This is a genomic window from Actinoplanes sp. NPDC049598, assembly GCF_040675435.1.
Lineage (GTDB): Bacteria > Actinomycetota > Actinomycetes > Mycobacteriales > Micromonosporaceae > Actinoplanes.
Genome location: NZ_JBFAOX010000006.1, coordinates 257,385 through 281,023 on the forward strand (window position 1 = coordinate 257,385; position 23,639 = coordinate 281,023).

General features: G+C 69.7%; 20 protein-coding genes. 13 read left to right on the forward strand and 7 right to left on the reverse strand.

Annotated features, from left to right (window positions below; translation table 11 throughout):
• Positions 1-40: 40 nt before the first annotated feature.
• The 4 genes from AB0J66_RS16715 (at position 41) to AB0J66_RS16730 (ending at position 4,618) form a co-directional block, all read left to right on the forward strand.
• Complete coding sequence (locus AB0J66_RS16715) at positions 41-1,480, forward strand: MFS transporter (protein WP_364660757.1); 1,440 nt, start codon at positions 41-43, stop codon at positions 1,478-1,480.
• Positions 1,481-1,579: 99 nt separating this feature from the next.
• Positions 1,580-1,915, forward strand: a complete 336-nt coding sequence (locus tag AB0J66_RS16720; protein ID WP_364660759.1) for a hypothetical protein — start codon at positions 1,580-1,582, stop codon at positions 1,913-1,915.
• The gene (locus AB0J66_RS16725) at positions 1,912-3,276 is read left to right on the forward strand and encodes a hypothetical protein (RefSeq protein ID WP_364660760.1); all 1,365 of its coding nucleotides are present in this window, start codon (positions 1,912-1,914) and stop codon (positions 3,274-3,276) included. Before AB0J66_RS16720 ends, AB0J66_RS16725 begins: the two co-directional genes overlap by 4 nt.
• 40 nt (positions 3,277-3,316) lie before the next feature.
• Complete coding sequence (locus AB0J66_RS16730; protein ID WP_364660763.1) at positions 3,317-4,618, forward strand: serine hydrolase domain-containing protein; 1,302 nt, start codon at positions 3,317-3,319, stop codon at positions 4,616-4,618.
• Here AB0J66_RS16730 and AB0J66_RS16735 read toward each other — a convergent pair.
• Positions 4,615-5,487, reverse strand: coding sequence for an alpha/beta hydrolase (locus AB0J66_RS16735; RefSeq protein ID WP_364660765.1), 873 nt, complete (start codon positions 5,485-5,487; stop codon positions 4,615-4,617). The two genes, AB0J66_RS16730 and AB0J66_RS16735, sit on opposite strands and share 4 nt — an antisense overlap.
• A 99-nt stretch (positions 5,488-5,586) precedes the next feature.
• On the opposite strand from AB0J66_RS16735, the gene AB0J66_RS16740 reads away from it, so the two are divergent.
• A complete protein-coding gene (locus AB0J66_RS16740) occupies positions 5,587-6,261 on the forward strand; it encodes an alpha/beta fold hydrolase (protein WP_364660767.1) in 675 nt (224 codons plus the stop codon).
• 9 nt (positions 6,262-6,270) lie between these two features.
• Positions 6,271-6,657: a helix-turn-helix domain-containing protein gene (locus AB0J66_RS16745; RefSeq protein ID WP_364660770.1), complete on the forward strand. Its 387-nt coding sequence runs from the start codon at positions 6,271-6,273 to the stop codon at positions 6,655-6,657.
• Here AB0J66_RS16745 and AB0J66_RS16750 read toward each other — a convergent pair.
• The 6 genes from AB0J66_RS16750 to AB0J66_RS16775 all read right to left on the reverse strand — a co-directional run bounded on the left by AB0J66_RS16750 (position 6,654) and on the right by AB0J66_RS16775 (position 17,046).
• Positions 6,654-10,196 carry a discoidin domain-containing protein gene (locus tag AB0J66_RS16750; protein WP_364660772.1) on the reverse strand — a complete coding sequence of 1,181 codons (3,543 nt, stop codon included), beginning with the start codon at positions 10,194-10,196 and terminating at the stop codon, positions 6,654-6,656. The genes AB0J66_RS16745 and AB0J66_RS16750 overlap by 4 nt on opposite strands.
• A 105-nt stretch (positions 10,197-10,301) precedes the next feature.
• Positions 10,302-11,885: a glycoside hydrolase family 13 protein gene (locus AB0J66_RS16755; protein ID WP_364660775.1), complete on the reverse strand. Its 1,584-nt coding sequence runs from the start codon at positions 11,883-11,885 to the stop codon at positions 10,302-10,304.
• A 73-nt stretch (positions 11,886-11,958) separates the two neighbouring features.
• Complete coding sequence (locus AB0J66_RS16760; RefSeq protein WP_364660777.1) at positions 11,959-12,831, reverse strand: carbohydrate ABC transporter permease; 873 nt, start codon at positions 12,829-12,831, stop codon at positions 11,959-11,961.
• Between the two features lie 4 nt (positions 12,832-12,835).
• Positions 12,836-13,768, reverse strand: a complete 933-nt coding sequence (locus AB0J66_RS16765; protein WP_364661205.1) for a sugar ABC transporter permease — start codon at positions 13,766-13,768, stop codon at positions 12,836-12,838.
• 68 nt (positions 13,769-13,836) lie between these two features.
• The gene (locus AB0J66_RS16770; RefSeq protein ID WP_364660779.1) at positions 13,837-15,219 is read right to left on the reverse strand and encodes a sugar ABC transporter substrate-binding protein; all 1,383 of its coding nucleotides are present in this window, start codon (positions 15,217-15,219) and stop codon (positions 13,837-13,839) included.
• Positions 15,220-16,041: 822 nt separating this feature from the next.
• On the reverse strand, positions 16,042-17,046 hold the full coding sequence (locus AB0J66_RS16775; protein ID WP_364660782.1) for a LacI family DNA-binding transcriptional regulator: 1,005 nt from the start codon (positions 17,044-17,046) through the stop codon (positions 16,042-16,044).
• 282 nt (positions 17,047-17,328) lie between these two features.
• Here AB0J66_RS16775 and AB0J66_RS16780 point away from each other — a divergent pair, with 282 nt between their 5' ends.
• The 7 genes from AB0J66_RS16780 to AB0J66_RS16810 all read left to right on the forward strand — a co-directional run bounded on the left by AB0J66_RS16780 (position 17,329) and on the right by AB0J66_RS16810 (position 23,639).
• A complete protein-coding gene (locus tag AB0J66_RS16780; RefSeq protein ID WP_364660785.1) occupies positions 17,329-18,726 on the forward strand; it encodes a HEAT repeat domain-containing protein in 1,398 nt (465 codons plus the stop codon).
• 128 nt (positions 18,727-18,854) lie between these two features.
• A complete protein-coding gene (locus AB0J66_RS16785) occupies positions 18,855-19,259 on the forward strand; it encodes a methyl-accepting chemotaxis protein (protein ID WP_364660788.1) in 405 nt (134 codons plus the stop codon).
• Positions 19,260-19,267: 8 nt separating this feature from the next.
• Positions 19,268-19,678 carry a YchJ family metal-binding protein gene (locus AB0J66_RS16790; protein ID WP_364660791.1) on the forward strand — a complete coding sequence of 137 codons (411 nt, stop codon included), beginning with the start codon at positions 19,268-19,270 and terminating at the stop codon, positions 19,676-19,678.
• Between the two features lie 22 nt (positions 19,679-19,700).
• Positions 19,701-20,555: a tryptophan 2,3-dioxygenase family protein gene (locus AB0J66_RS16795; RefSeq protein ID WP_364660793.1), complete on the forward strand. Its 855-nt coding sequence runs from the start codon at positions 19,701-19,703 to the stop codon at positions 20,553-20,555.
• On the forward strand, positions 20,552-21,745 hold the full coding sequence (kynU, locus tag AB0J66_RS16800; RefSeq protein WP_364660796.1) for a kynureninase: 1,194 nt from the start codon (positions 20,552-20,554) through the stop codon (positions 21,743-21,745). Before AB0J66_RS16795 ends, kynU begins: the two co-directional genes overlap by 4 nt.
• Positions 21,742-22,944, forward strand: a complete 1,203-nt coding sequence (locus tag AB0J66_RS16805) for an amidohydrolase (protein WP_364660799.1) — start codon at positions 21,742-21,744, stop codon at positions 22,942-22,944. The genes kynU and AB0J66_RS16805 overlap by 4 nt, the downstream gene beginning before the upstream one ends.
• A 92-nt stretch (positions 22,945-23,036) precedes the next feature.
• A complete protein-coding gene (locus AB0J66_RS16810) occupies positions 23,037-23,639 on the forward strand; it encodes a DedA family protein (protein ID WP_364661207.1) in 603 nt (200 codons plus the stop codon).

Genomic DNA, 23,639 nt, shown 5'->3' on the forward strand with positions numbered 1-23,639 from the left:
CCCTTGCGAACCGGAGGCACCCCTCCACTAATCTGGAGGCATGCCTCGACTTTATCAGAGCAAACCGCGAACCACCTTCGCGGTGCTGGCCGCCGCCGCGGCGGCCTTCTCGCTCATGCAGTCGCTGGTGACGCCGGTTCTGCCGACGATCCAGCAGGACCTGCACACGTCCACCGGCACAGTCACCTGGGTGCTCACCGCCTGGTTGCTGTCCGCGTCGGTGGCCACCCCGCTCATGGGCCGGATCGCCGACATGCTCGGCAAGGACCGCACGCTGCTGGTCGCGCTGGCCGCGATCGCCGTCGGCTGCCTCGTCGCCGCGGTCGCCCCCAACGTCACCGTCCTGATCCTGGCCCGCGTCCTGCAGGGCCTCGGCGGGGCCGTCTTCCCCGTCTCGTTCGGCATCATCCGCGACGAGTTCCCCGCCGAGCGCGTCTCCTCGGCCGTCGGTGTGCTCGCGGCCGTCATCGCCACCGGCAGCGGCCTCGGCATCGTGCTGGCCGGCCCGATCGTCGGCGCGCTCGACTGGCGCTGGCTGTTCTGGATCCCGATGGCCGTGGTGACCGTGGTCGGCGTCGCGGCCTGGCGTTTCGTGCCGGCCTCCCCGGTCCGTACCCCCGGCAAGGTCAACTGGCTGTCGGCGCTGCTGCTGCCGGGCTGGCTCGTCGCGCTGCTGCTGCCGCTGAGCAAGGCCACCGCGTGGGGCTGGGCCTCCAGTAAGACGCTGGGACTGTTCGCTCTTGCTCTGGTGTTGTTCGCGGCGTGGCTGTTCGCCGAGGTCCGCTCGGCCAACCCGCTGATCGACATGCGGATGATGCGCCTGCCCGCGGTCTGGACCACCAACCTGGTCGCGCTGCTCTTCGGGGCCGCCATGTTCGGCGTGTTCGCCTTCCTCCCCCAGCTGGTTCAAGTGCCCAAGACCTCGGGGTACGGGTTCGGGGCGTCGGTCACCGAGGCCGGGCTCATCATGCTGCCGATGCTGGTCATGATGGCGGTGTTCGGCTCGCTCAGCGGCCCGCTGACCCGCTGGCTCAGCAGCAAGGCCCAACTCCTGATCGGCTCCGCCCTGGGCGCGCTGGCCTCGCTGTCCTTCGCCTACGAGCACGGCGACCGCTGGTCCCTCTCGATCGCCGGCGCCGTCTTCGGCGTGGCCCTCGGCCTCGTCTACTCCTCGATGATCAACCTGATCGTCCAGGCCGTCCCCCGCCACCAGACCGGCGCCGCCAGTGGCATGAACACCAACATCCGCACCATCGGCGCCTCCATCGGCACCGCGGTCGTCAGCTCCATCGTCACCAGCCACCCCGGCCCGGCCGGCCTCCCCGCCGAGTCCGGCTACACCACCTCGTTCCTGATCCTGGCCATCGTCGGCGCCGCCGCCTTCCTGGTCGCCCTGCTGGTCCCCACGGCCCGCCGCGCGACCACTGAGGAGAAGCACGAGCCCGAGGTCCTGCCGGAGCTCTCACCGGTCGAGGTCTGACGCAATCACCTTTCAGACATGCCGCGACCGGATCCCGGTCGCGGCATGTCGCGTTATGTTCCTCGTGACCCGTGCCCGTCGCCCCCGCCGGAGCCCCGCATGCTGATCCGCGTCGCGGTCGCCGACAAAGCCGAGCTGGCCGACCTTCACCACGCCCTCGCCTGCGACCCGGAGCTTCGTCCACATGCGACGGTGACCGCGACCGTCGACGAGGACGCCACCACCCTCGGCGCGATCGACGTCATCGACATCGCGCTCACCCACGCCGTGGCGATCGCCACGCTGGTCTACTCGGTGGCGGGCAACAAGAAAGGCCGCTCGGCGACCACGTTCACCGCGGCCAACGGCAAGACCTTGACGATCAAGGGCGGTGAGACGTACGACCCGCAGATCGTGATCGCCTTCCTGGAGGCGAACACCGGCGACGAGCCATGACCGTCCTCGACGACGTGGACCTGCCCGACCCGGCCGGCTCGTGGGCCGTGCTGGTCGGCGTGGCCGGCTACACCCGCCTCACGCCCCAGCCGGCGATCCGGAGCAACCTCCGGGAGCTGCGCTCGGTCCTCACCGACGAACGGCTCTGGGGAATCCCCGCCGATCAGTGCCGGGTCATGATCGACCCGTCCACCAGCGACGCGGTCAAGGACGAGCTCTACGAAGCGGGCCGGCGAGCGACCGAGGCGCTCATCGTCTACTTGGCCGGGCACGGTCTCCCCGGAGGCGACGGGAAGTGGTTCCTCGCCCTCCCTACGGCCCACCCCGACGCCACGCACCGCGCGGTCAACTTCGATGACATCCGGGCTCTGCTCGAACGGAGTCGCGCCCGCCTCAAAGTGGTCGTCCTCGACTCCTGCTACAGCGGCCGGGTCCTGCACACCCTGGCCGGCAGTTCGATTGCCGACGTGATGAAACACCGGCTCGACGCCCGGGGTAGTTACCTCATGACGGCGTGCTCCGGCTCCCGCGAGGCGATGGCCTTGCCGGGCGAGTTCACGACCTTCACCGGAGCACTGCTGACGACCTTGCGTGAGGGCGTGCCCGGCGGCCCCGCTCATCTCCCGCTGCCGCTGGTCTTTTCCGAGGTGCAGCGGCGCATCACCGAGCTCGGGGACAGACGGGTGCCGGCACCGTGCCAGGGCACCTTCAACGGCGCCGACCGCCTCGCCATCGTCCGCAACCAGGCGTCCACGGTCCGCCCGGAGGTGCCCGCGCCCACGGCGCCGGCTACGCGGGATCGTCGGCGCACGTTTGTCGCGATCGCCGGCGGTGTGCTGATCGCCGGCGCGGTCGCGGTGACCGTTCCTCTGTTGCAGTCGGACCCGCCCCGGTCGGCGCAGCCCTCGATCGTTCCCCTTCACGGCAGCATCCGCGCCGGCGGCGACATGTGCGTCGAGTCCCGTTCCAAGAGCAACGGCGACCCACCGGATCCGGCCGCACCGATCGTGACAAGCAGCTGCCGGGAGTACCGGAACCAGGCCTTCACGTCGATTGGAACGGCCCCCACGGAATACAAGCTGCGGTTCGACCACAGCACAAGCAACGAGCCCTACTGCCTGGTCGCCACATCCACCTCGGCGGCCGGGATAGCCGCATGTGACTCGTCCCTGCCGTGGCGCTTTCTGGGAGTCAATTCCTCGGCGGACGGTCGCAGCTCGTGGCAGATCCAGTACACCGGATTCGACAGCAAATACTGTCTGACGCTCTCGACCGAGGACCGCGTTGTCATGGCCGAATGCGAGACAGACGAGAGCAAGCGCAACCAGACCCAGCAGTGGTGGGTCAACCGGCAGGAGTGAATGCCGTTACGGTGATGAGCGTCGGCCATCGAGCGGGGGCGTGGTGTCGGTACTTGCGGAGTTGGACCAGTGGGTCGAGGAGGCCGCGAAGCGGCACGGCATCCCCGGGACGGCGGTGGCGGTCGGGCATCGGGGTGAGCTGGCCGAGGCGGCCACCGGTGTGCTCAATGTGGACACCGGGGTGACGGCCACCCCCGACAGCCTGTTCCAGGCCGGATCGGTGGCCAAGGTCTGGACCGCCTTCCTGGTGATGCAGCTGGTGGAGGACGGGCTGGTCGAGCTCGATCAACCCGTGCGGCGTTACCTGCCGGAGTTCGGGGTGATCGATCCGGAGGTCAGCGCGACGGTGACGGTGCGGCATCTGCTGACGCACACCGGGGGCTTCGACGGCGACCTGTTCGAGGACACCGGGCGCGGGGATGACGCCCTCGGCCGATACCTGGAGCACCTCAAGAGCAACGCCCGGCAGATCGCTCCGCCGGGGGCGCTCTACTCGTACTGCAACTCCGGCTTCAGCACGCTCGGCGCGCTGGTGGCCAAGCTGCGGAGCCAGACGTGGGAGGCGGTGGTGCGGGAGCGCATCGTCGAGCCGCTGGGGATGCGGCACGTGGCGCTGTTCGCGGAGGAGGCGGTGCTCTTCCGGGTCGCGGCCGGGCACTTCAAGGGCAAGCTGACGTCGCAGTGGCAGTTGCCCCGGTCGATCGGGCCGGCCGGGGCCATGCCGTGCGTCGCGCCGCGGGAGCTGGTCCGCTTCGGACAGATGCTGATCGAAGAGGGAACGGCGATGACCACCCCTCAGATCACGCTGCCGGGGGTGGCGGAGCAGGGTGCCCGGCAGCGGGGGCTCGGGCTCGTTCTCTTCGACTGGGACGGCACCGCGGCGTTCGGCCACAACGGCGACACGATGGGCCAGGGCACGCTGTGGCGGGTGGTGCCTGAGCACGAGCTCGTCATCGCGATCGGGGTCAACGGCAGCCCGTACACGGGCTTCTTCGACGAGATGCTGGAGCGGATCGTGCGGGAGGTCATCGGCGTCACCGTGCCCGCCCGGCCGACACCGACCGGGCCGAAGCAGCGCGGGCCGGAGCGATTCGCCGGCCGTTACCACTATCCGCTGGCCACCTACGACGTGGTGGCCACGGACGATGGTTTCGAGGTGACGTCCACTCCGGAGGGGCTGGCTGCGCAGTTCGGCGACGAGAAGAGCACCGACAAGTACGTCCTGCTGAGCGGCAGCACGTTCATCACCGAGCGGCCGGTCGACGGCTCGCACTCGACGCTCACGTTCCTCGACGACGGCCGCTATCTCTACGGCGGCCGGGTGGCCGTGCGCATCCCTTAGGAATTGCTGTGCGCCAGCAGGCTCTCGATCACGGTGTCGATGTCGGCCAGCAGGGAGAGGTGCCCCTCCCCCGGCAGTAGGTGGGCCTCGGCCCCGGGCACGTGGGTGGCCAGCCAGCGGCCGTGGGCGGGCGGGACCATCCGGTCCTGGTCGCCCTGCCAGACGGCGACCGGCACCTTGATGTCGGTCAGCGGGAAGCCCCAGTCGGCCAGGAAGGCCAGGTCGTCCTCGCGCCAGCCGGCGATGCCGGCCGAGACCGAGTAGCGCGACGACTCGGCCAGGTAGTCGGCGAACTCGCCGGTCAGGGCGGCCTGGTCGACGCTGGACAGCAGGTCGCCGAAGGCCTCGGCCACGTCGGCCCCGGTGACCCGGGAGAGGCCCTCGGCCATCTGGTTCAGGACCACGTCCAGGTCCTGTACGCCGCGGGCGGCCGCACCGAACTCGGCGACGTTCTCCTCGCCCATCCCGGCCATCCAGTCGAGCCCGGCCGCCTCGTAGGGCGCGACCCCGGCGATGAGGGCGGCCCCCAGGCAGCGCCCGGGGAGCCGGGCCGCGCAGGCCAGCGCGTGCGGTCCGCCGCCGGACCAGCCGATGGTGACGAAGTGCTGGGCGCCGAGCCCGTCGAGCAGCGCCGCCACGTCGGTCGCGACGTCGGCCACGCGCCGGCCGGGGTGGGGTGACGAGCCCGCATACCCGGCGCGGCTCGGCAGGATGATCCGCAGCCCGTGCCGGACCGCGGAGGCGACGACCGGCTCGTAGCGGACCGCCCCGGACGGGGTGCCGTGATGGAAGACCAGCGGCAGGCCGCCGGTCGGGCCCTCGATGAGGTACTCCATGGTGCGGCCGTCGGGCAGGTCGATGCGTTCCACGTGGTGAAACATACGCGATTTTTGCGGTTACCTCCGGGGAACCGGGTCACACAAAAGTGCCTTATTGCCGACGGAACGGCATTTGCTCATGCTCGACGAATGGCAACTTATCTGCTTGTTCACGGCGCCTGGCACAATGGCGAGGCCTGGAATCGGGTGACCCCGCTGCTATCCGCCGCCGGTCACCGCGTGTTCGCCCCGTCCTTGACCGGTCATGGCGACAAGGCTCATCTGCTCGACGAGAATGTCGGTCTCGACACCCACGTCGACGACATCGTGCGGCTGATCCTGGACGAGGATCTGACCGACGTCGTGCTGGTCGGGCACAGCTACGCCGGGCTGGTCGTCTCCTCGGCCGCCAACCGGGTCCCGGAGCGGATCGCCGAGCTGGTCTATCTGGACGCCATGGTCCCCGAGGACGGTGAGAACGCGATCGACGTTCTGCCGGTCACCCAGTTCCTGATCGACCGGGCGGCCACGACCGGCACCCCCTGGCGCATCCCACCCATGGACGGCTCCTTCGGCGTCACCGACCCCGAGGACCAGGCCTGGCTTCGTACCCTGCTGTCGGACGAGTCGGTGCTGTGTTTCCAGCAGCCGGCCCGGCTGGACAACCCGGCCACGGCCGGGATCCCTCGTACGCATATCCACTGCACCCTGGGCGCCCCGGAGCGAAGGCAGCCGGTGGGGCAGGCGTGGGAGCTGCCGACCGGGCACGACTGCATGATCACGATGCCGGCCGAGCTCGCCGGGCTGCTCCTGAAGCTGGCGTAGCCTGGCCGGGTGACCGACGCGACGGGCAAGCGGGCCGGCTGCCGGCCCATCATCGAGGACAAGTGGTCCCTGATGATCGTCTCCGCCGTTGCCGACGCCCCCCGGCGCTTCACCGAGCTCAAACGGGAAATCGACGGCGTCAGCCAGCGCATGCTGACCGTTACTTTACGCAATCTGGAGCGCGACGGCATTCTGCTGCGCACCATTCACAACGTCATGCCGCCGCACATCAGTTATTCGCTGACCCCGCTCGGCCGCACATTTCTGGCCGCGGTCGCCCCGATGCTGGATTGGGGTCAGGACAACCTGGAACTGGTGGAGAAAGCGCGCGCCGAGTACGACGCGCGGGCGGGGGCCCGCCGGGACGGTGACGGGCCCCCTGGGAGCGGGTCCTAGTTCCGGATGATGGTGAACGTGCTGGTCGGGTTCTCGATGTCGCGGTAGTTGTTGCTGAACTGCAGGTTGGTGAAGGTGGCCGAGCCCACCGCCGGGCCCTGGCCGGCCTCCGGCATCGGGTTGGCCCAGATGCCGTAACCGGACTTGGCGTCGTAGGCGTCACCGCTGCGCTGGGCGCCGCTGATGGTGATGTTGGTGAAGGTGGTGTCCTTCACGATGTTCTGCGGCTGGCCGCCCACGTAGTTGGTCTGGAACATGATGCCCGAGTACGTGGGGTCGACGATGTCGACGTTCGAGACCCGGATGCCCTGGAAGACCTTCGACGCGCTGAAGATCCAGATGGCCGGGAAGACCTGCGAGCCCCAGAAGTGGCCGCCGGCCCGGACGATCGAGATGTTGTCGAAGACCGTCGGCGGGTTGGCCCCGAACCCGTTCATCGGGTAGCCGAAGTCCAGCGAGCTGATGGTGATGCCCGAGTAGACCAGGGTGTCCGCGATGTAGATGTTCTTGAACGTGTTCGCGTAGCCGCCGTAGACCGCGATGCCCGCCGCCCGCCACGTCAGGATCGACGTGAGGTTGCTGTAGACATTGTTGATCTCGTCCGCGCCGCCGGCGTCGATCGCCGAGAACAGCGCGAAGCTGTCGTCACCGGTGGCCCGGGCCTCGTTGTTGTCGACCAGGTTGCCGGTGCTGCCGTTGGTCATGTTGACGCCGTCGGCGAACGTGTTCCGGATCCGGCTGTTCTTGATGACCATGTTGTCGGTGTTGGCGCCCCAGTAGAGGCACACGACGTGCTCGGTCCAGATGTTGTCGATCGTGATGTTGGCCGTGTTGGCGAAATCGAAGACCTTGCCCGGCCCGTCGATGCGGATCGTGTAGTTGCCGAAGAACGCGAAGTCGGCGAACGTCGACCCGTTGGCCGTGCTGTCGGCCCGGAAGCCGGCGTCGGTCTCGGTCTGCGTCGACGGCGTGTAGAAGCGGGTGTACCAGGGGCCGGCGCCCACCACCCGGATCGACTTGCCGTAGATCTGGAACTTGGACGAGGTCTGGTAGTCACCGGCCGGCAGGTAGACGCCGAGCTTGGTGGTGTCCTGCCGGGCCGTGTCCAGGGCGTTCTGCACCGACTGCTGGTCGAAGCCGGCCGGGACGACGTACTTCGAGGCGTCCGGGTTGGCCTTCGGCGAGACCTGCTCCAGGTTGATGAAGTCGATCGCGATGTTGCCCGAGTTGGCCGAGTCCTTCTGCAGCTTGATGGTGCTGCCGGCCGGGAACGACCCGCTCAGCAGGATGTTCGCCTCGTCGTAGATGTGCCGCGGGCCGGTGCCCGAGTTCTGCGGCGCCGTCTCGTTGCCGTAGAGCCAGGCGTACTTGGAGGTCAGCGGCAGCGTCTTGTTGAGCGACCCGTTGACGTAGACGTTGATCGAGCTGGTGGTGCCGTCCGGGATGGAGAAGCGGGCCACGATCGTGTTGGTCGCGGCGCGGGTGGTCCACTGCACGTACGAGCCGGTCTGGTTGAGCGTGACGGCCTTGCGGCCGGACGCCTCACCGGCGAGGTCGCCGACGGTCCGGTTCGGCCCGACGACGGCGGCGCCGCCACCGGTCTGGCCGTCCTCGGCCTCGTAGTAGTCGTAGGGCATGTTCGCCCCGCGGCCCACGAAGAACGACTTCTCGCTGGTGTTGTTGGCCTGCTTGACGGGCAGCTCGTTGCCGTCGTTGGCCACGACCGTACGGACCGTGTAGCGCCCGTTGGCCGCGGTCCACGTGCCCAGGTTGATCGCCGGCGAGGAGGCCCCCGCCGCGAGCGTGCCGCTGTACGAGCCGGTCAGCGTCTTCACCACGGTCGAGCCGTTCAGAATCGTGACCGTGACGCCGTGCGCGCCGGCCGCCGAGGCCGCCGAGCCCTGGTTCTTCAGCGTGACCGAGAAGGTGACCGTCTGCCCGGCCGTCGGGTTGCCGGGCGACCACGAGACGGCCGACGCGACCAGGTCGGAGCTGCTGACCGGGGTCACGGTCAGCGAGCCGGTGCCCGAGTTGTTGGCCTCGTTGGTCTCGAAGACCGTGTTGGCCTCGTCGACCTTGGCCACCACCTGGTACATCCCCGCGTCGCGGGCGCCGATGGCGGCGGTCACGGTCGTCGACGCGCCGCCGGCGAGGGCGCCGACGTTGGCGGTGCCGACCTTCGCCGTACCGAGGTAGAAGTTGACGTTGGTGGCGGCGCTGGCGACCGTGCCCGCGTTGCGGACGGTGGCCGACAGCGTGACCGTGTCGGTCTCGACCGGGGAGGCCGGCGAGGACGAGACGGCGGTGACGGTCAGGTCCGGGTTCGGCGCGGCGTTGCCGATGACCTGCAACTCCGCCACCTGGCCGCTCGGCGCGCCGGTGTTGGCGGTGAAGGACAGGCGAAGGTCGGCGGTGGTCGCGCTGACCGGGATGGTCACCGTGTTGCCGGAGGCCGGATTGAAGCTGTACGAGGCGGAGCCGACGATGGTCGTGTAGGAGGACGCGCTCTGGTCACGTCCGAGGACCGCGAACGTCTGCTGACGCGTCCCCCAGGAACTGTCGGGGTTGAGCTTGACCACCACCGACGAGACCGCGGCGTTGGCGCCGAGCTTGACCGTCAGCGTGGCCGGGTAGGCGCTGCCCTCCCAGTACGTGGCGGTGTCGCCGTCGTTGGCGTTGGTGGCCACGAAGGTGTGCACGACCGACGACGCCTCGATCGGCTTGCCCTGGGCCAGGTTGCTGCCCGGGGTGGACGTGCCGTTGCGGGTCACCGTGTTACTGAAGGACGAGACGTTGCCCGCCGCGTCCTTGGCCCGGACCTGGTACGCGACGGTCGTGCCGGCCGGCTGGGTGTCGGTGTAGGTCAGCACGTTGCCGGCCACGCTGGTGCGCAGCACGCCGTTGGCGTAGACGTCGTAGCCGGTGACGCCGACGTTGTCGCTCGACGCGCCCCAGGTGAGCCGGATCTGGTCGGTGGCCGGCTGGGTGTAGGCGAGGGTGCCGGGCGCGGACGGCGCCTGCGTGTCGCCGCCGGAGACCGGGCCGTACACCTCGAGCTCGGACAGCTGACCGGCCGGCCAGCCGGTGTTGCCGGTGAAGCTCAGCCGGACGAAGCGCGCGCTCGCCGCCGTGAAGTCGGCGGTGACGGTGTTGCCGCTCGCCGGGTTGAACGTGTACCCCGCGCTCGCCTTGAGCGTGCTGAACGAGGACCCGTCCGTACTGCCCTGGATGGTCAGGGTCTGGGTCCGGGTGGCCCAGGCGGTCGCCGGCGGCAGCTTGAGCACGGCCTGGTTGACCTGCGTGGCGGTGCCCAGGTCGACCTGGATCCACTGCGGGAACGCGTTGTTGCTGCTCTCCCAGTAGGAGTTGGCGTTGCCGTCACCGGCATTGCCCGCCCCGTAGACGTCGGAGAAGCTGCTGGCGCTGAAGGTCTTGCCGGCGGCCAGGTTGGGGCCGGCGGCGTTGGCGGGGCTGGGAGCGATGAGGACGGTGGCGACGAGGCCGGCCGCGGCGAGCGCGGCCAGAAGCCGTTTTCTCATGCGGGAGCGAACCTTTCTTCCGTGAAAGGCCCCCTGGGGGCATTGCTACCTCTGCTCTTTTCCCGGCCGGCCGGTGGTGGCTCCGGCCGGCCGGGAAAGGGGATTTCAGTGCAGGCGCAGCCAGACGGCGGTATCCGGGGGGAGGCGGTCACCGTCGAGAGGGCCACTGGCGAGCAGAGAGGTCTCGTGGTCCGGCAGCGCGACCGGGCTGCCGGACATGTTGACGACGCAGGCGAACGCGTCGCCGCGGGTGTAGGCGAGCACGTCCCGGCCCGCGTCGAGCCAGGCCATGGCCGGCTGGTGCAGACCCTTTTCGGTGCGGCGCACAGCGATCGCCGAGCGGTAGAGCTCCAGCATCGAGCTCGGGTCACCGGTCTGGGCCTGGACGGTCCGGTCCTTCCACTCGGCGGGCTGGGGCAGCCACGGCGTGCCGGTGGTGAAGCCGTACGGCGAAGTGTCACCCGACCAGGGCAGCGGCACCCGGCAGCCGTCGCGGCTGTGCCCGCGCCGCTGCCACATGGGATCCTGGAACTGCTCCGGCGGGATGTTCTCGTTCTCCCAGAGGCCCAGCTCCTCACCCTGGTAGATGTAGGTGGCGCCGGGCAACGAGAGCGACAGCAGGGCCGCCGCCCGGGCCCGGCGGGTGCCCAGCTCGAGGTCGACCGGGGTGCCGTCGAGGTTGTTGTCGAAGCTGAACGTGGTGTCCTCGCGGCCGTACCGGGTGACGTGCCGGGTGACGTCGTGATTGGACAGCACCCAGGTCGCCGGGGCGCCGATCGCCTTGTGCGCGTCGAGCGTGCGGTCGACGCACTCGCGCATCAGGGCCGGATCCCAGGCGCAGCCCAGGAAGTCGAAGTTGAACGCCGCGTGCAGCTCGTCCGGGCGCAGGTAGTTCGCGAACCGCTCGACCTCCGGCATCCACACCTCACCGATCAAGGCCCGATCACCGCCGTACGCGTCGGCGACGCGCCGCCAGGCCCGGTACACGTCGTGGACGCCGTCGAGGTCGTGGAACGGGTGCGCCTCGCCGTCGCGTACCTCCGGAAGGTCCTTGTCCTTCAGCAGAAGCGCGGCCGAGTCGATCCGGATGCCGTCGACGCCGCGGTCGAACCAGAAGCGCAGGATGCTCTCGAACTCGGCCCGCACGTCGGGGTGGTCCCAGTTGAGGTCGGGCTGCTCGGGCGTGAACAGATGCAGGTACCACTGGCCGTCGGGGACGCGGGTCCAGGTGGTGCCGCCGAACTCGCCGACCCAGTCGGTGGGCATCTCGTCGCCGTTCGGCCCCCGCCCCGGACGGAACCAGAAGTAGTCCCGCTCCGGGGCGTCCGGCGAGGCCAGGGCGGCCTTGAACCAGGGGTGCTCGCTGGAGATGTGGTTCGGGACGATGTCGACGATCATCCGGATGCCGGCCGCGTGCGCCTCCTCGACCAGCGCCTCGGCCTCGGCCAGGGTGCCGAAGGCGGGATCGATGTCGCGGAAGTCGGCCACGTCGTAGCCGGCGTCGGCCATCGGGGACGGGTACCAGGGGCTCATCCAGATCGCGTCGACACCCAGGTCGGCCAGGTGTCCCAGGTGGGCCCGGATGCCGGCGATGTCGCCCACGCCGTCGCCGTCCGCGTCGGCGTAGCTGCGCGGATAGACCTGGTAGATCACCGCGTCGCGCCACCACTGGGAGTCTTGGTGAGACACTTTTGCCCGCTTTCTGTGCACGCTGGGTCCGACGGCCGTTGATCCTGGCCGCCCGTTGTCCGTTTTGTGGGGATTAACCCTTGAGGCTACCGGTGGTCAAACCGGACATGATGTTCCGCTGGAAGAGCAGGAAGATGATCACGGTGGGGATGGCCGCGATGACCGAGGCCGCGATCACCACGTTCTGCGGGGTGCCGCCGGCGAAGGCGTAGATGCCGACGCTGAGCGTGCGCGTCTCCGGTGAGGGCATGACCAGCTTGGGCCAGAGGAAGTCCTTCCAGACCGCGGTCACCGCGAAGATCGAGACCACGCCGAGGATGGGCCGCGACATCGGCAGGATGATCGACCACAGCGTGCGCAGCGGTGACGCGCCGTCCACCTGGGCGGCGGCGATCAGATCCTCCGGGATCGAGTCGAAGAACCGCTTGAGCAGGAAGATGTTGAACGCGTTGGCGACCAGCGGCAGCCACAGGGCCCACGGCGAGTCGAGCAGGTTGACGTGGATGATCGGCAGGTCGATCGCCGTCACGTACTGCGGGACGATCAGCACCATGGCCGGGATCATCAGCGTGGCCAGCATCGCGCCGAGGACCACGTTGCCGAACGCGGGCCGCAGCTTCGACAGGGCGTACGCCGCGGCGGTGTCGAAGACGAGCTGGAAGAAGACCGCGCCGGCCGCGTAGTAGAAGGTGTTGAACATCAGCTTGGCCAGGTCGAGGTTGTTCCACGCGTCGGCGTAGTTCTGCGTCTGCGGGTCCTTCGGCCACAGGGTCGGCGGCGTCTGCGCGATCTCCTGACCGGACTTGAAAGCGCCGGTGACCATCCAGTAGAGCGGCCCGAGGAACACCAGGGTGAAACCGAGGACCACGACGGCCAGGACCGCCCAGTAGAAGAACTTGCCGCGGCCCCGCTTCAGCTGCGCCTGCGAGATGAGGGTACGGGTCATCGTCTCAGTCCTGTTTCGTCGTCAGTCGCACGTAGACGGCGGAGAAGGCGGCCAGCACGAGCAGCATGATCACGCCGAGGGCGGCGGCGCCGTTCAGGTCGTTCTGGAAGAAGCCGTGCTGATAGATCAGGTACGCCACCGAGGTGGCCGAATCCTGCGTGCCGGCGCCGTTGGCCAGGATCAGCGGCTCGATGAACAGCTGCATGGTGGCCACGATCTGGATCATCGCGAGCAGGGCCAGGATCAGGCGGGTCTGCGGGATCGTCACGTTCCAGATGCGGCGCGCGATGCCCGCGCCGTCCAGCTCCGCGGCCTCGTACAACTCGCCCGGGATGTTCTGCAGGGAAGCGAGGTAGATGAGAACCGCGCTGCCCATGTTCATCCAGGTCGAGGCGATCACCATGGCCGGGATGGTCATGCCCGGCGACTGCATCCACTCCGAGGTGGGCAGGTGCAGGAACTTCAGGATCGCGTTGAACAGGCCCGCTTCGCTCGGGTCGTACGCGTAGTACTTGAACAGGAACAAGGCCGAGGCCGGGGGCAGCATCACCGGCAGGTAGACCAGAATCCGCAGGTAGCCCTTGAGGTGGCGCAGCTCGTTGAGCAGGATCGCCACGAAGAACGGGAGCAGATAGCCCAGGACCAGCGCCAGCAGCGTGAACAGGAACGTGTTCTTCCAGGCGATCCAGAAGCTGGGGTCGGCGATGATCCGGGTGTAGTTGTCCCAGCCGACCCAGGTCGTCTCGCCGCGGCGGGTGCGCTGGAAGCTCATCACGATGCCGCGGATCATCGGGAACCACATGAAGAGGGCGAAGCAGAAGATCGCCCCGATCAGGAACGAGTACCCAGTGAGGTTGTCCCGGAGCCGGCGACCCCGTTTCGTCGGTGTTTTTGACACGGCGTGACTTCGCTGCGGCGTCGTGCTCGGCGCGGTCATGATCGCCAAGGAAAGCTCCTGCTTCATCGGCGGGCGGGGGCCGTCATCCGGCCCCCGCCCTCGGTGGATCAGCTACCGGAGGTCAGGAGCTGGTTGACCTTGGTGTCGGCCGTCTTGAGCAGCTCGTCGATGTTGGCGTTGGGGTTGGTCAGCACCCCGGACATCGCCGAGTCGAGCACCGCGTAGATGGCCTGCGCGTTGGCCGGCTCGCCCTTGATCGGGACCGGGTTCTGCTCGAACGGCGCGAAGTTCGCCGTGTCGAGGTTCGCGTTGGCCTTGCGCAGGTCGAGCTCCTGCTTCTGGGCCTCGCTGCCGTTGGTGAACAGCAGCGGCTGGGGCAGGCCGACCGGGTAGTTCTGCGGCTTGGCCCGCACGTAGTCGAACTGGCCCTTGCCCGGGGTGAGCTTCTGGTAGGCGAGCCACTTCAGACCGGCCTTGACCTGGTCGTCGGTGAGGCCCTTCTTGAAGAAGTAGCCCTCGCCGCCGCCGAGCGTCGCCTTGGCCGGGCCGTCCTGGCCGGGCATCGGGCCCATCGCCCAGTCCTCGTACTTGCCCTGGAACTGGGAGACGATGGCCTGGGTGGCGTCGGGGGCGCCGATGAACATGCCCACCTTGCCGGCGCCGGCGTTGGTCAGCAGGTCGCCCCACTGCAGCAGCTGGCGGCTGCCCATGCTGTTGTCGCCGTACCGCATGTCCTTGAGGTTCTGCAGGACCTGCTTGCCCTGGGCGTTGTTGAAGTCGGCCTTCTTGCCGTCCTCGCTCACGACCTGGCCACCCTGCGCGTACAGCTCGGCGGTGAAGTGCCAGCCGCCGGTGTTGCCGGCGCTGTACTCCGAGTAGCCCGCGATGCCGCCACCCAGCGCGGAGATCTTCTTGGCGGCCGTACGGACCTCGGCCCACGTCTTGGGCGGGGCGGCCGGGTCGAGGCCGGCCTTCTTGAACAGGGTCTTGTTGTAGACCAGGCCCATCGAGTAGTTCTTCACCGGCACCGCGTACAGCTTGCCGCCGTCGGTGAAGACATCCTTGAGCGCGGGGTCGACGCTGTCCCAGGTCGGGATGGAATCCTTGGTCACCAGCGACGTGATGTCCATGGCCTGACCGGAGTCGAGCACCTGCTGCAGGTCGGTCATATAACCGTAGAAGACGTCGGTCATCGTGCCGCCGGCCAGGCGGGCGGTGAAGTCCGGCGGGTTGTTGCACTGCTCGCCGACGCTGACGCTCTTGATCGTGATGTCGGGGTTGTCCTTCTCGAACGCCGCGACATCCGCGTTCCAGTTGGCCAGCAGCTCCTTCTGCGCGCCGACGGGCTGACAGTCGACGGTGATCGTGGTCTTGCCGGCAGCGTCTTTCCCGGAGTCGTCGTCGCTCTTCGTGGAGCACCCCACGAGGCTGAGCCCCAGGCCGGTTACGAGCGCTAGAGCCGCAACCTTCCGGTACTGCGGTGCGGACATCTGTCCATCCCTTCGGGAACGGGTGTATCCATGGCCTTCGTTTGATCGCATTTGCCGTCCGCCCTTGACACACCGGGGCGGGAGTGAGTGGAGTCACTGTAACGAGACCGACCTGTTTCGGCAAGGTTTCGATCGTTCACTGAAAAAACACGACTGAATCTCCGGCAGATGTCGAGATTGTGACCACCCACACTCCAGACGTCGCCCCCGCACAAGCCCAAAGACACCGCAGGCCCACGCCGCCACCCGGCCCGCCCCCACGCCCGGCGAGCGCCCCCACCCGGCAGGCCTCCCCGCGCCGACGAACGCCCGCCACCCACGCCTCCGCGCATGACGCCGCCACCCAGCCGCGCACGACGCCCCGCCGCGCACGCCACCCCGCCGCGCACGACGCCCCGCCCAATACGCCGCGGCCCCGCCCACCTCCCCGCGCGCCGGGCCGTGCGCGCAGCGCCCCGCCCCGCCGCCCCGCGCGCCTCCCGACGCCCCACCTCCCCGCGCCCAGACGCCCCGCGCGCCTCCCGACGCCCCACCTCCCCACGCCCCGCCACCCCGCGCACCTCCCGGCGTGCCGCCGCCCCGCGCGTCACCGCCCCGCGCCCCGCCGCCCCGCGCGTCACCGCCCCGCGCACCTCGCGGCGTGCCGCACCCCGCGCGCCACCGCCCCAACACCTCCCCATGCACGGATGTCCCCACCCGGCATGCCTCCTTCCCACGCACGACGAAGGGCGGGCCGTGGCGGCCCGCCCTTCGTGGTGTGAAATGAAATCTTCTTTTTAAATCTGGCGATCCAGCCCTCTGCGGCGCGGGAGCAGTGGCGACCTAGACCCTCTGCGGCGCGGGGGCGGTCGACCCCCGCACCACCAGCTCGGGCTCGAAGAGCAGCTCGTCCGGCTCGACGCCGCTGCCTTCGATCTGGTTGACCAGCAGGTCGACCGCGGCCTGGCCCATCATCTCGATCGGCTGCCGCACCGTCGTCAGCGGCGGATCGGTGCAGGTCATCAACGCCGAATCATCGAAGCCGACTACTGACACGTCGGCCGGCACGTCGAGCCCGAGCCGGCGCGCGGCCCGGATCGACCCGAGCGCCAGCACGTCGCTCGCGCAGATCATGCCGGTCACGCCGCGCTCGATCAGCTTGGCCGCGGCCAGCCGGGCGCTTTCCATCGAGAAGTTGGTCCGCTCGACGAACCAGTCCTCCCCCTCGGGCCCGGCGATCTTCACCAGGGCGCCGAGCTTGCGCCGCGACGGCATGTGGTCTTCCGGCCCCATCACCATGCCCACGCGGGCGTGACCCAGGGACTTCAAGTGGCCGTACGCCTGCTCGACCGCCACCGCGTCGTCGGTGGAGATGTGCGGGAAGCCCAGGTCGCCGACCCCGGCGTTGACCATGACGACGGGTAGCCGCCGGTCGGTCAGCGCCTTGTAGTGCCCGTGCTCGGCCTCGGCCAGCGCGTAGGACCCACCGGCGAAGACGACGCCCGAGACCTGGTGGTCGAGCAGCATCTCGATGTAGTCGCGCTCGGGGACACCGCCTATGGTCCGCGCGCACAGGGCCGGGGTGAAGCCGCGCTGCGCGAGCGAGGCGGTCACCACCTCGGCCAGCGCCGGGAAGATCGGGTTTTGCAGTTCGGGCAGCACCAGGCCGACCAGGCGGCCCCGCTCACCGCGCAGCTTGGTGGGCCGCTCGTAGCCCAGGACATCGAGAGCGGTCAGCACCGACGCGCGTGTGGCCTCGGAGACGCCGCTGCGCCCGTTGAGCACCCGGCTGACGGTCGCCTCGCTGACGCCCGCCTTCTTGGCCACCTCGGCCAGACGTTTGGTCACGAGCGAGAGCCTACGTCAGATCCCTGCAAATTTCGAACGCCAATCTGCCCCGCTTGCACGAACGGACGCCCACAATTTCATATCTCGGCAACAAGTCGTTCGCTCCATGAGCAATCCTGTTTCCGGAACATTGCGCGGTGTGGCCGCCGTCCCTGAGGTGAAGCGATTAAGTGATCACTCTGCGCCACGAAGCCGAAGTCATCGCTTTCACCACGGTTCCATAACGCCCGGCCGATCGAAAACCAGCCGACGACGGGCGGAGCGATGCGCCACGATGTCGCGATGACCGCCGAGGAGATCCTGCAGCGCGCCGCCCGCCGCGGCGGTGAGGCGCTGGCCGAGCTGCTGCCGGCTCTGGCCGAGGGGCGGGTCGATCTGGCCGCCCTCATCGCGCGGCCCCGGCTGCTGTCCGACCTCGATGCGTGCTCCCGGCGGGCGGTCTGGCTGCCGGCGCCGATCCGCCAGCCGGAGGCGTATTTCCTCCAGTCGCCGTCGCCGCTCACCGCCGCTCTCGCGAGCATGAGCCGCGACGGACGCATCCGGGAGCGGGCGGTGGCCGTGCTGGCGGAGTCACCCGAGCCGGGCTTGATCCCGTTCATCGTCCTGCGCTGCGGCGATTGGGCAGCCCAGGTCCGCGGACCGGCGCGTAGCGTCCTGTCCGCCGTACTCGCGGCCGATCTCGCCCGCTTTCTGCCGGCGGCCCTGCCCATGGCCGCCTACACCGCCGCCCGCGGCCGTGGCGGGTGGGCCATGACCCACCTGCGCCGGAGGGTGACCGAGGCCTTCGACGACATCGGCCCGGCGCTCATGCGCTCCCGATCGCCGCGCGAACGGCGGCTCGCCTTCGAAGTGGGGGTCAGCCTTCGCCGCTGGATCTACGACGACCTCGTCGGCTGGGCCCGTCGCGAGAAGGACCCGTTCATCCGCCGGCTCAGCCTTGACGGCGTCATCGCCACCGCCGACGTCGACGTCCTGCGCTCGCTCGTGCGGTCACGTTTCTCCGGCGTCCGCGCGACCGCGCTGGTCGGCCTGGCCAAGCTGGGCCTCGACGCCGAGGTGGCCGCTCTCATGGACGACCCCACTCCCCTGGTCCGCGCCTACGCTCGCAGCCGGGCCACCGACCCACTCGCCCACTACCGCGCCGCAGTCGCCGCCGACCCCACCCCGGCCACGGTCGCCGCCCTCGGCGAAGTCGGCCACTACGCCGACGCGGCCCTGCTGACGCCGCTGCTCGCCCATGGCGACGCCCAGATCCGAGCGGCCGCCGTGCGGGCCCTGGCCGCCGTCGACTGCTTGCCCGTCGACGCTGTCACACCGCTGCTGCGCGATCCGTCGCCATCGGTCGTCCGCGAGGCGGCCGGGGCCTTGCGCGGCCATCGCCTCCCGGCGGCCCCGTGGTCCCTGCTCACCGACCCGAGGCCGGAGGTACGCCGCGGCGCCTACCGCGCGCTCGCCGGCGGCGACCTCCACGCCCGGTTGCGCGCCGCCCTGCTGCTGGCCGCCGACACCGACGCCGGTCTGGCCCGCCGTGGCCACGCCGACGCCGACCGCCTGGTCCGCTACGGCCTGGCCCGCATCGGCGATCCCTCCAGCCTCTCCGCCGGCGACCGCGCCGAACTTGCCGGCTTGGCCGCCCGCCTGTCCCCGTACCTCGCCGACGGCATCCGTGCTCTCCCCTGACGCTCGAAGCCGAAGCGACCGCACGCTCGCCAGACCCGGGGACCGGCCGCGATGAACGGCGCAATCGGGCGAAACGACGGACGGGCCGGGGGTGACGATGGCACGGTGAAAGCGCAAGGGGAGGCGCGATGACCGATGCGGATCAGCGGCTGGCCGGCGATGCGGCGAGCGCGGCCGAGGCCGCGGTGCGTGCGGCCCGTACCGCCGCCTCGGTGATCCGCCGGCTGGCGTCCGGCAGCACCGAGATCGAGCAGGTGGTGCAGCTCATCGCAACCATCGCCAAGCAGACCAACCTGCTCGCGCTCAACGCGACGATCGAGGCCGCGCGGGCCGGTGAGGCCGGCAAGGGCTTCGCCGTCGTGGCCGGCGAGGTCCAGCAACTGGCCGGCCAGACCGCCACCGCCACCAAACGGATCGGTGATGAGGTGGGCGGCATCCGCAGCGGCACCCAGGACGCGGTCGAAGCGGTGGACACGATGATCGCGGAGCTGGAGCGGTGTCAACAACTGATCAGCGAGTTCGTGCGCGGTTAAATGGAGCCATGGCGAAGAAGACGACCACCGCGTGCCCGTGCGGGCGCGGCCTGCCCTACGCGGAGTGCTGCGAGCCGATCCACCGGGGCGGGAAGCCGGCCACGGCCGAGGCGTTGATGCGGTCGCGGTTCAGCGCCTTCGCCCGCGACGACGACGCGTACGTCCTCAGCTCCTGGCACCCGAAGACGCGGCCCGAGCGGATCGAGCCCGACTCGCGCCTGCGCTGGACCGGTCTGGAGATCGTCGAGACCGAGGGCGGTGGCATGTTCGACACCGAGGGTGTGGTCGAGTTCCGCGCCCACTACACCGACCGGGGCAAGCCCGGCGAGATGGTGGAGCGAAGCCGTTTCGTCCGTCATGACGGTCAGTGGGTGTACTGGGGTCCGATCCTTACCAACGGGTCGCTCGCCAATGTCTGAGGTCGTGTGATTCCCTTCAGGGATGGCAGCTGACCAGCGACCGATGGAGGACGGCATCGTCCGTGACTTCAAGGTCAACCTTTCGTACGGTCGATACCTGCACCTGGACGAGATCCTCGGGGCGCAGCACCCGGTCAGCGTCCCGGAGCACCACGACGAGCTGCTGTTCATCCTGCAGCACCAGACCTCGGAGCTCTGGCTCAAGTTGGTGCTGCACGAGCTGCGGGCCGTCCAGCGCTACCTGGCCAAGGACGATCTGCGCCCCGCGCTCAAAGGGCTGGCCCGGGTCAAGCACATCCAGAAGACCTTGACCGAGCAGTGGTCGGTGCTGGCCACCCTGACCCCGAGCGAATACTCCGAGTTCCGCAGCTTCCTCGGCACCTCCTCCGGCTTCCAGTCGTACCAGTACCGCGCGGTCGAGTTCATGCTCGGCAACAAGGACCGCCGCATGCTGTCGCTGTTCGACGACGACCCGGCCGCGCGTGACCTGCTGGTCGAGGCCCTCGAGAGCCCCAGCGTGTACGACGAGTTCCTGCGCTACCTGTCCCGGCACGGCCACGACATCCCGGCCGAGCAACTGCACCGCGACGTGGCCGAGCCGCACCACTTCGACGAGGACCTCGTGCCGGTCTTCGTGCGGATCTACAGCGATCCGGAGCGCTTCTGGGAGGCGTACGAGGCCTGCGAGGAACTGGTCGACCTGGAGGAGAACTTCCAGCTCTGGCGCTTCCGCCACCTCAAGACCGTCGAGCGCACGATCGGCTTCAAGCGGGGCACGGGCGGCTCCAGCGGCGTCGATTTCCTGCGGAAGGCCCTCGACCTGACCTTCTTCCCCGAGCTGTACGCCGTACGCACCGAGATCGGAGCCACAAGTTGACCGACGCGCACGCCCTGGACGCGGCCGACCCGCTGGCCCATTTCCGGGACAGGTTCCTGCCGGGCGACTTCACCTCCTACCTGGACGGCAACTCGCTCGGACGGCCGTTGAAGGCGACCGCCGACTTGATGGACAACTTCATCCGTACGGAATGGGCCGGCCGTTTGATCCAAGGCTGGACCGACGGCTGGCTGGAGTGGCCGATCACGCTGGGCGACCGGCTCGGCGCGATCGCGCTGGGCGCGGCCCCCGGCCAGGTGGTGGTGGCCGACTCGACCACGGTGCTGATCTACAAGCTGGCCCGGGCCGCGGTGGACGCCCGGCCCGGCCGCCGCCGCGTGGTCCTCGACACCGACAACTTCCCCACCGACCGGTACGTGCTGGAGGGCATCGCCGCCGAACGCGACCTGGAGCTGGTCTGGATCGAGACCGACCCGGTCGCCGGCGTCGAACCGTCGCAGGTGGCCGAGGTGGTCGACGAGCGCACCGCGCTGGTGCTGTTCAGCCACGTCGCGTACCGCTCGGGCTGGCTCGCCGACGTCGCCGATATCAACCGGATCGCCCACGAGGCCGGCGCGCTGACCATGTGGGATCTGTGCCACTCGGCCGGCTCGGTGCCGATCGCCCTGGACGACTGGGGCGTCGACCTCGCGGTCGGCTGCACCTACAAATACCTGAACGGCGGCCCCGGCGCACCGGCGTTCGCGTTCCTCCGTGCCGGCCTGCAGGAGGAGCTCCGCCAGCCGATCCAGGGCTGGATGGGCCACCGCGCCTCCTTCGAGATGGGCCCCGGCTACGAACCGGCGAAGGGCTCGCGGGCGCTGCTCAGCGGCACCCCGCCGATCCTGGCCATGGTCCCCCTGCACGCCAACCTCGACGTCCTGGAGGAGGCCGGCATCGAGGCCGTCCGCGCCAAGTCGCTGCGCCTGACCTCCTATGCCCTGGAGCTGGCCGACGAATGGCTCGTCCCCGCCGGCGTCGAGGTCGTCAGCCCTCGTACCCCCGAACGCCGAGGCGGGCACATCACGCTGCGCCGCCCCGGCTTCGAGCAGCTCCTGGAGCCGTTGTGGGCCGCCGGTGTCATCCCGGACTACCGCCGCCCCGACGGCCTCCGCATCGGCCCGGCCCCGTTGAGCACCAGCTTCGCCGAGGTTCACCATGGCCTGTCCACCTTGCGCACCCTCCTGTGACCCTCACCGCCGACTCGATCTGGTGGAACGGCCGGCTCCACCAGCCCGCCGCCCTCCACGCCGCCACCCGCCCAGCGCTGCTGACGGACATTCCCGCTGACGCCCGGCGGCTGCCGGGCACGCTGCTGCCGGGGCTGGTGGACGCCCATGTCCATTCCGCCCTGGTCGACCTCGCGACGGTCCGGGCCGGCGGCATCGCGGCCGTCTGGGACCTCGGCGGCGAACCCTCCACAGTGGCCGCCGTGGCCGCCGACCACGAACGCCGCCGGATGCCGCGAATCCGATACGCCGGCCCGTTCCTGACCGCCCCCGGCGGCTACCCGAGCGATCGATCCTGGGCCCCGCCCGGAAGCTGGCGCGACATCCACTCCCCGGCCGAGGCGATCGAGGCAGCCGCCGAGGCGAAGTCGTTCGGCGCGACGCTCATCAAGGTCACCGCACACGCCGGCGGCCCGCTGCTCTCCCCCGAGATCATGGCCGCCATCGTCGGCGAGGGCCTCCCGGTGGTCGTCCACGCCGAAGGCCCCGGCACGGTCAAGCTGGCCGTCGACGCCGGCGCCGCCTACCTGGCGCACACCCCGTGGACCGAGCCGCTCGAACCCGGCCTGGCCCGCGCGTGCGCCGAGCAGACGACCTGGATCAGCACGCTCGACATCCACGGCTGGGGCCGGCCGACCCCCGAGCAGGCCACCGCCATCGCCAACCTCCGGCTCTTCCTCGGCAACGGCGGAAAGGTCCGCTACGGCACCGATCTCGGCAACGGCCCCCTCCCCCCGGCGATCAACCCCCGAGAGATACGCCTCCTCCAAAACGCCGGAATGACACCCAACGAAATCCTCCTCTCCATGACCGGCGACGACTTCCCAACCGCTCCAACGGACAGCACTCCCCCGCACCCGCCGGCCCACAGCAACCCCCGGCAGGCCCCGGCCGACAGCAATCCCCCGCACACCCCGGCCCACAGCGATCCTCGGCAAGCCCCCGCCGACCGCGATCCCTCGCAAGCCCCGGCCGGCGGCAATCCCCCGCACACCCCGGCCGGCGGCACAGCCCCACAGGCCCCGGCTGGCACCGATCTCCCGTGGGTGCCGTATGGCGCGCTCTCATGGGTGCCGGGCGGGCTCGACCTCGACCCCACCCGCTTCGCCGATTCGCTGGCCACTGCCCGTGTGCTGGACTCGACGGTACGCCCGCGCTGACCGACCGACATTGCGGTTTTCCTCAGTTCAAGTCGGTGGGCGGCCTCATGGTCCCGGGTCCGTCCGATTTCTACGGTCGATCCATGACCTCGATGACGACATTCGTGACCGATCTCGTGGAGCAGCTCGGCGGGCCGGGCGCCGGGCTCGCCGTGGCCCTGGAAAACCTGTTCCCGCCGATCCCGAGCGAGGTGATCCTGCCGCTGGCCGGCTTCACCGCCGGGCAGGGGCGGATGAGCGTCGTCTCGGCGATCGCCTGGACCACGCTCGGCTCCGTGGTCGGCGCGGTCGCCCTCTACTACATCGGGGCCGCCCTGGGCCGGGAGCGCGTGCGGGCGATCGCCGCCCGGCTGCCCTTGGTGAAGGTGAGCGACCTCGACCGTACGGAAGCCTGGTTCGCTCGTCACGGCACGAAAGCCGTGTTCCTCGGGCGGATGATCCCGATCTTCCGAAGTCTGGTCTCGGTGCCGGCCGGGGTCGAGCGGATGCGGCTGTCCACATTCCTGCTCTGCACCACGATCGGCAGCCTGATCTGGAACTCCACCTTCGTGCTGGCCGGCTATGCGCTCGGGGCCAACTGGACTGCGGTCGAGCCCTATGTGGGCGCCTTCCAGAACGTTGTGATCGCGGCCTGCGCACTGCTGGTCGCCTACTTCATCGGTAGCCGCCTGCTGCGGCAGAGGCAGAATGGCTAG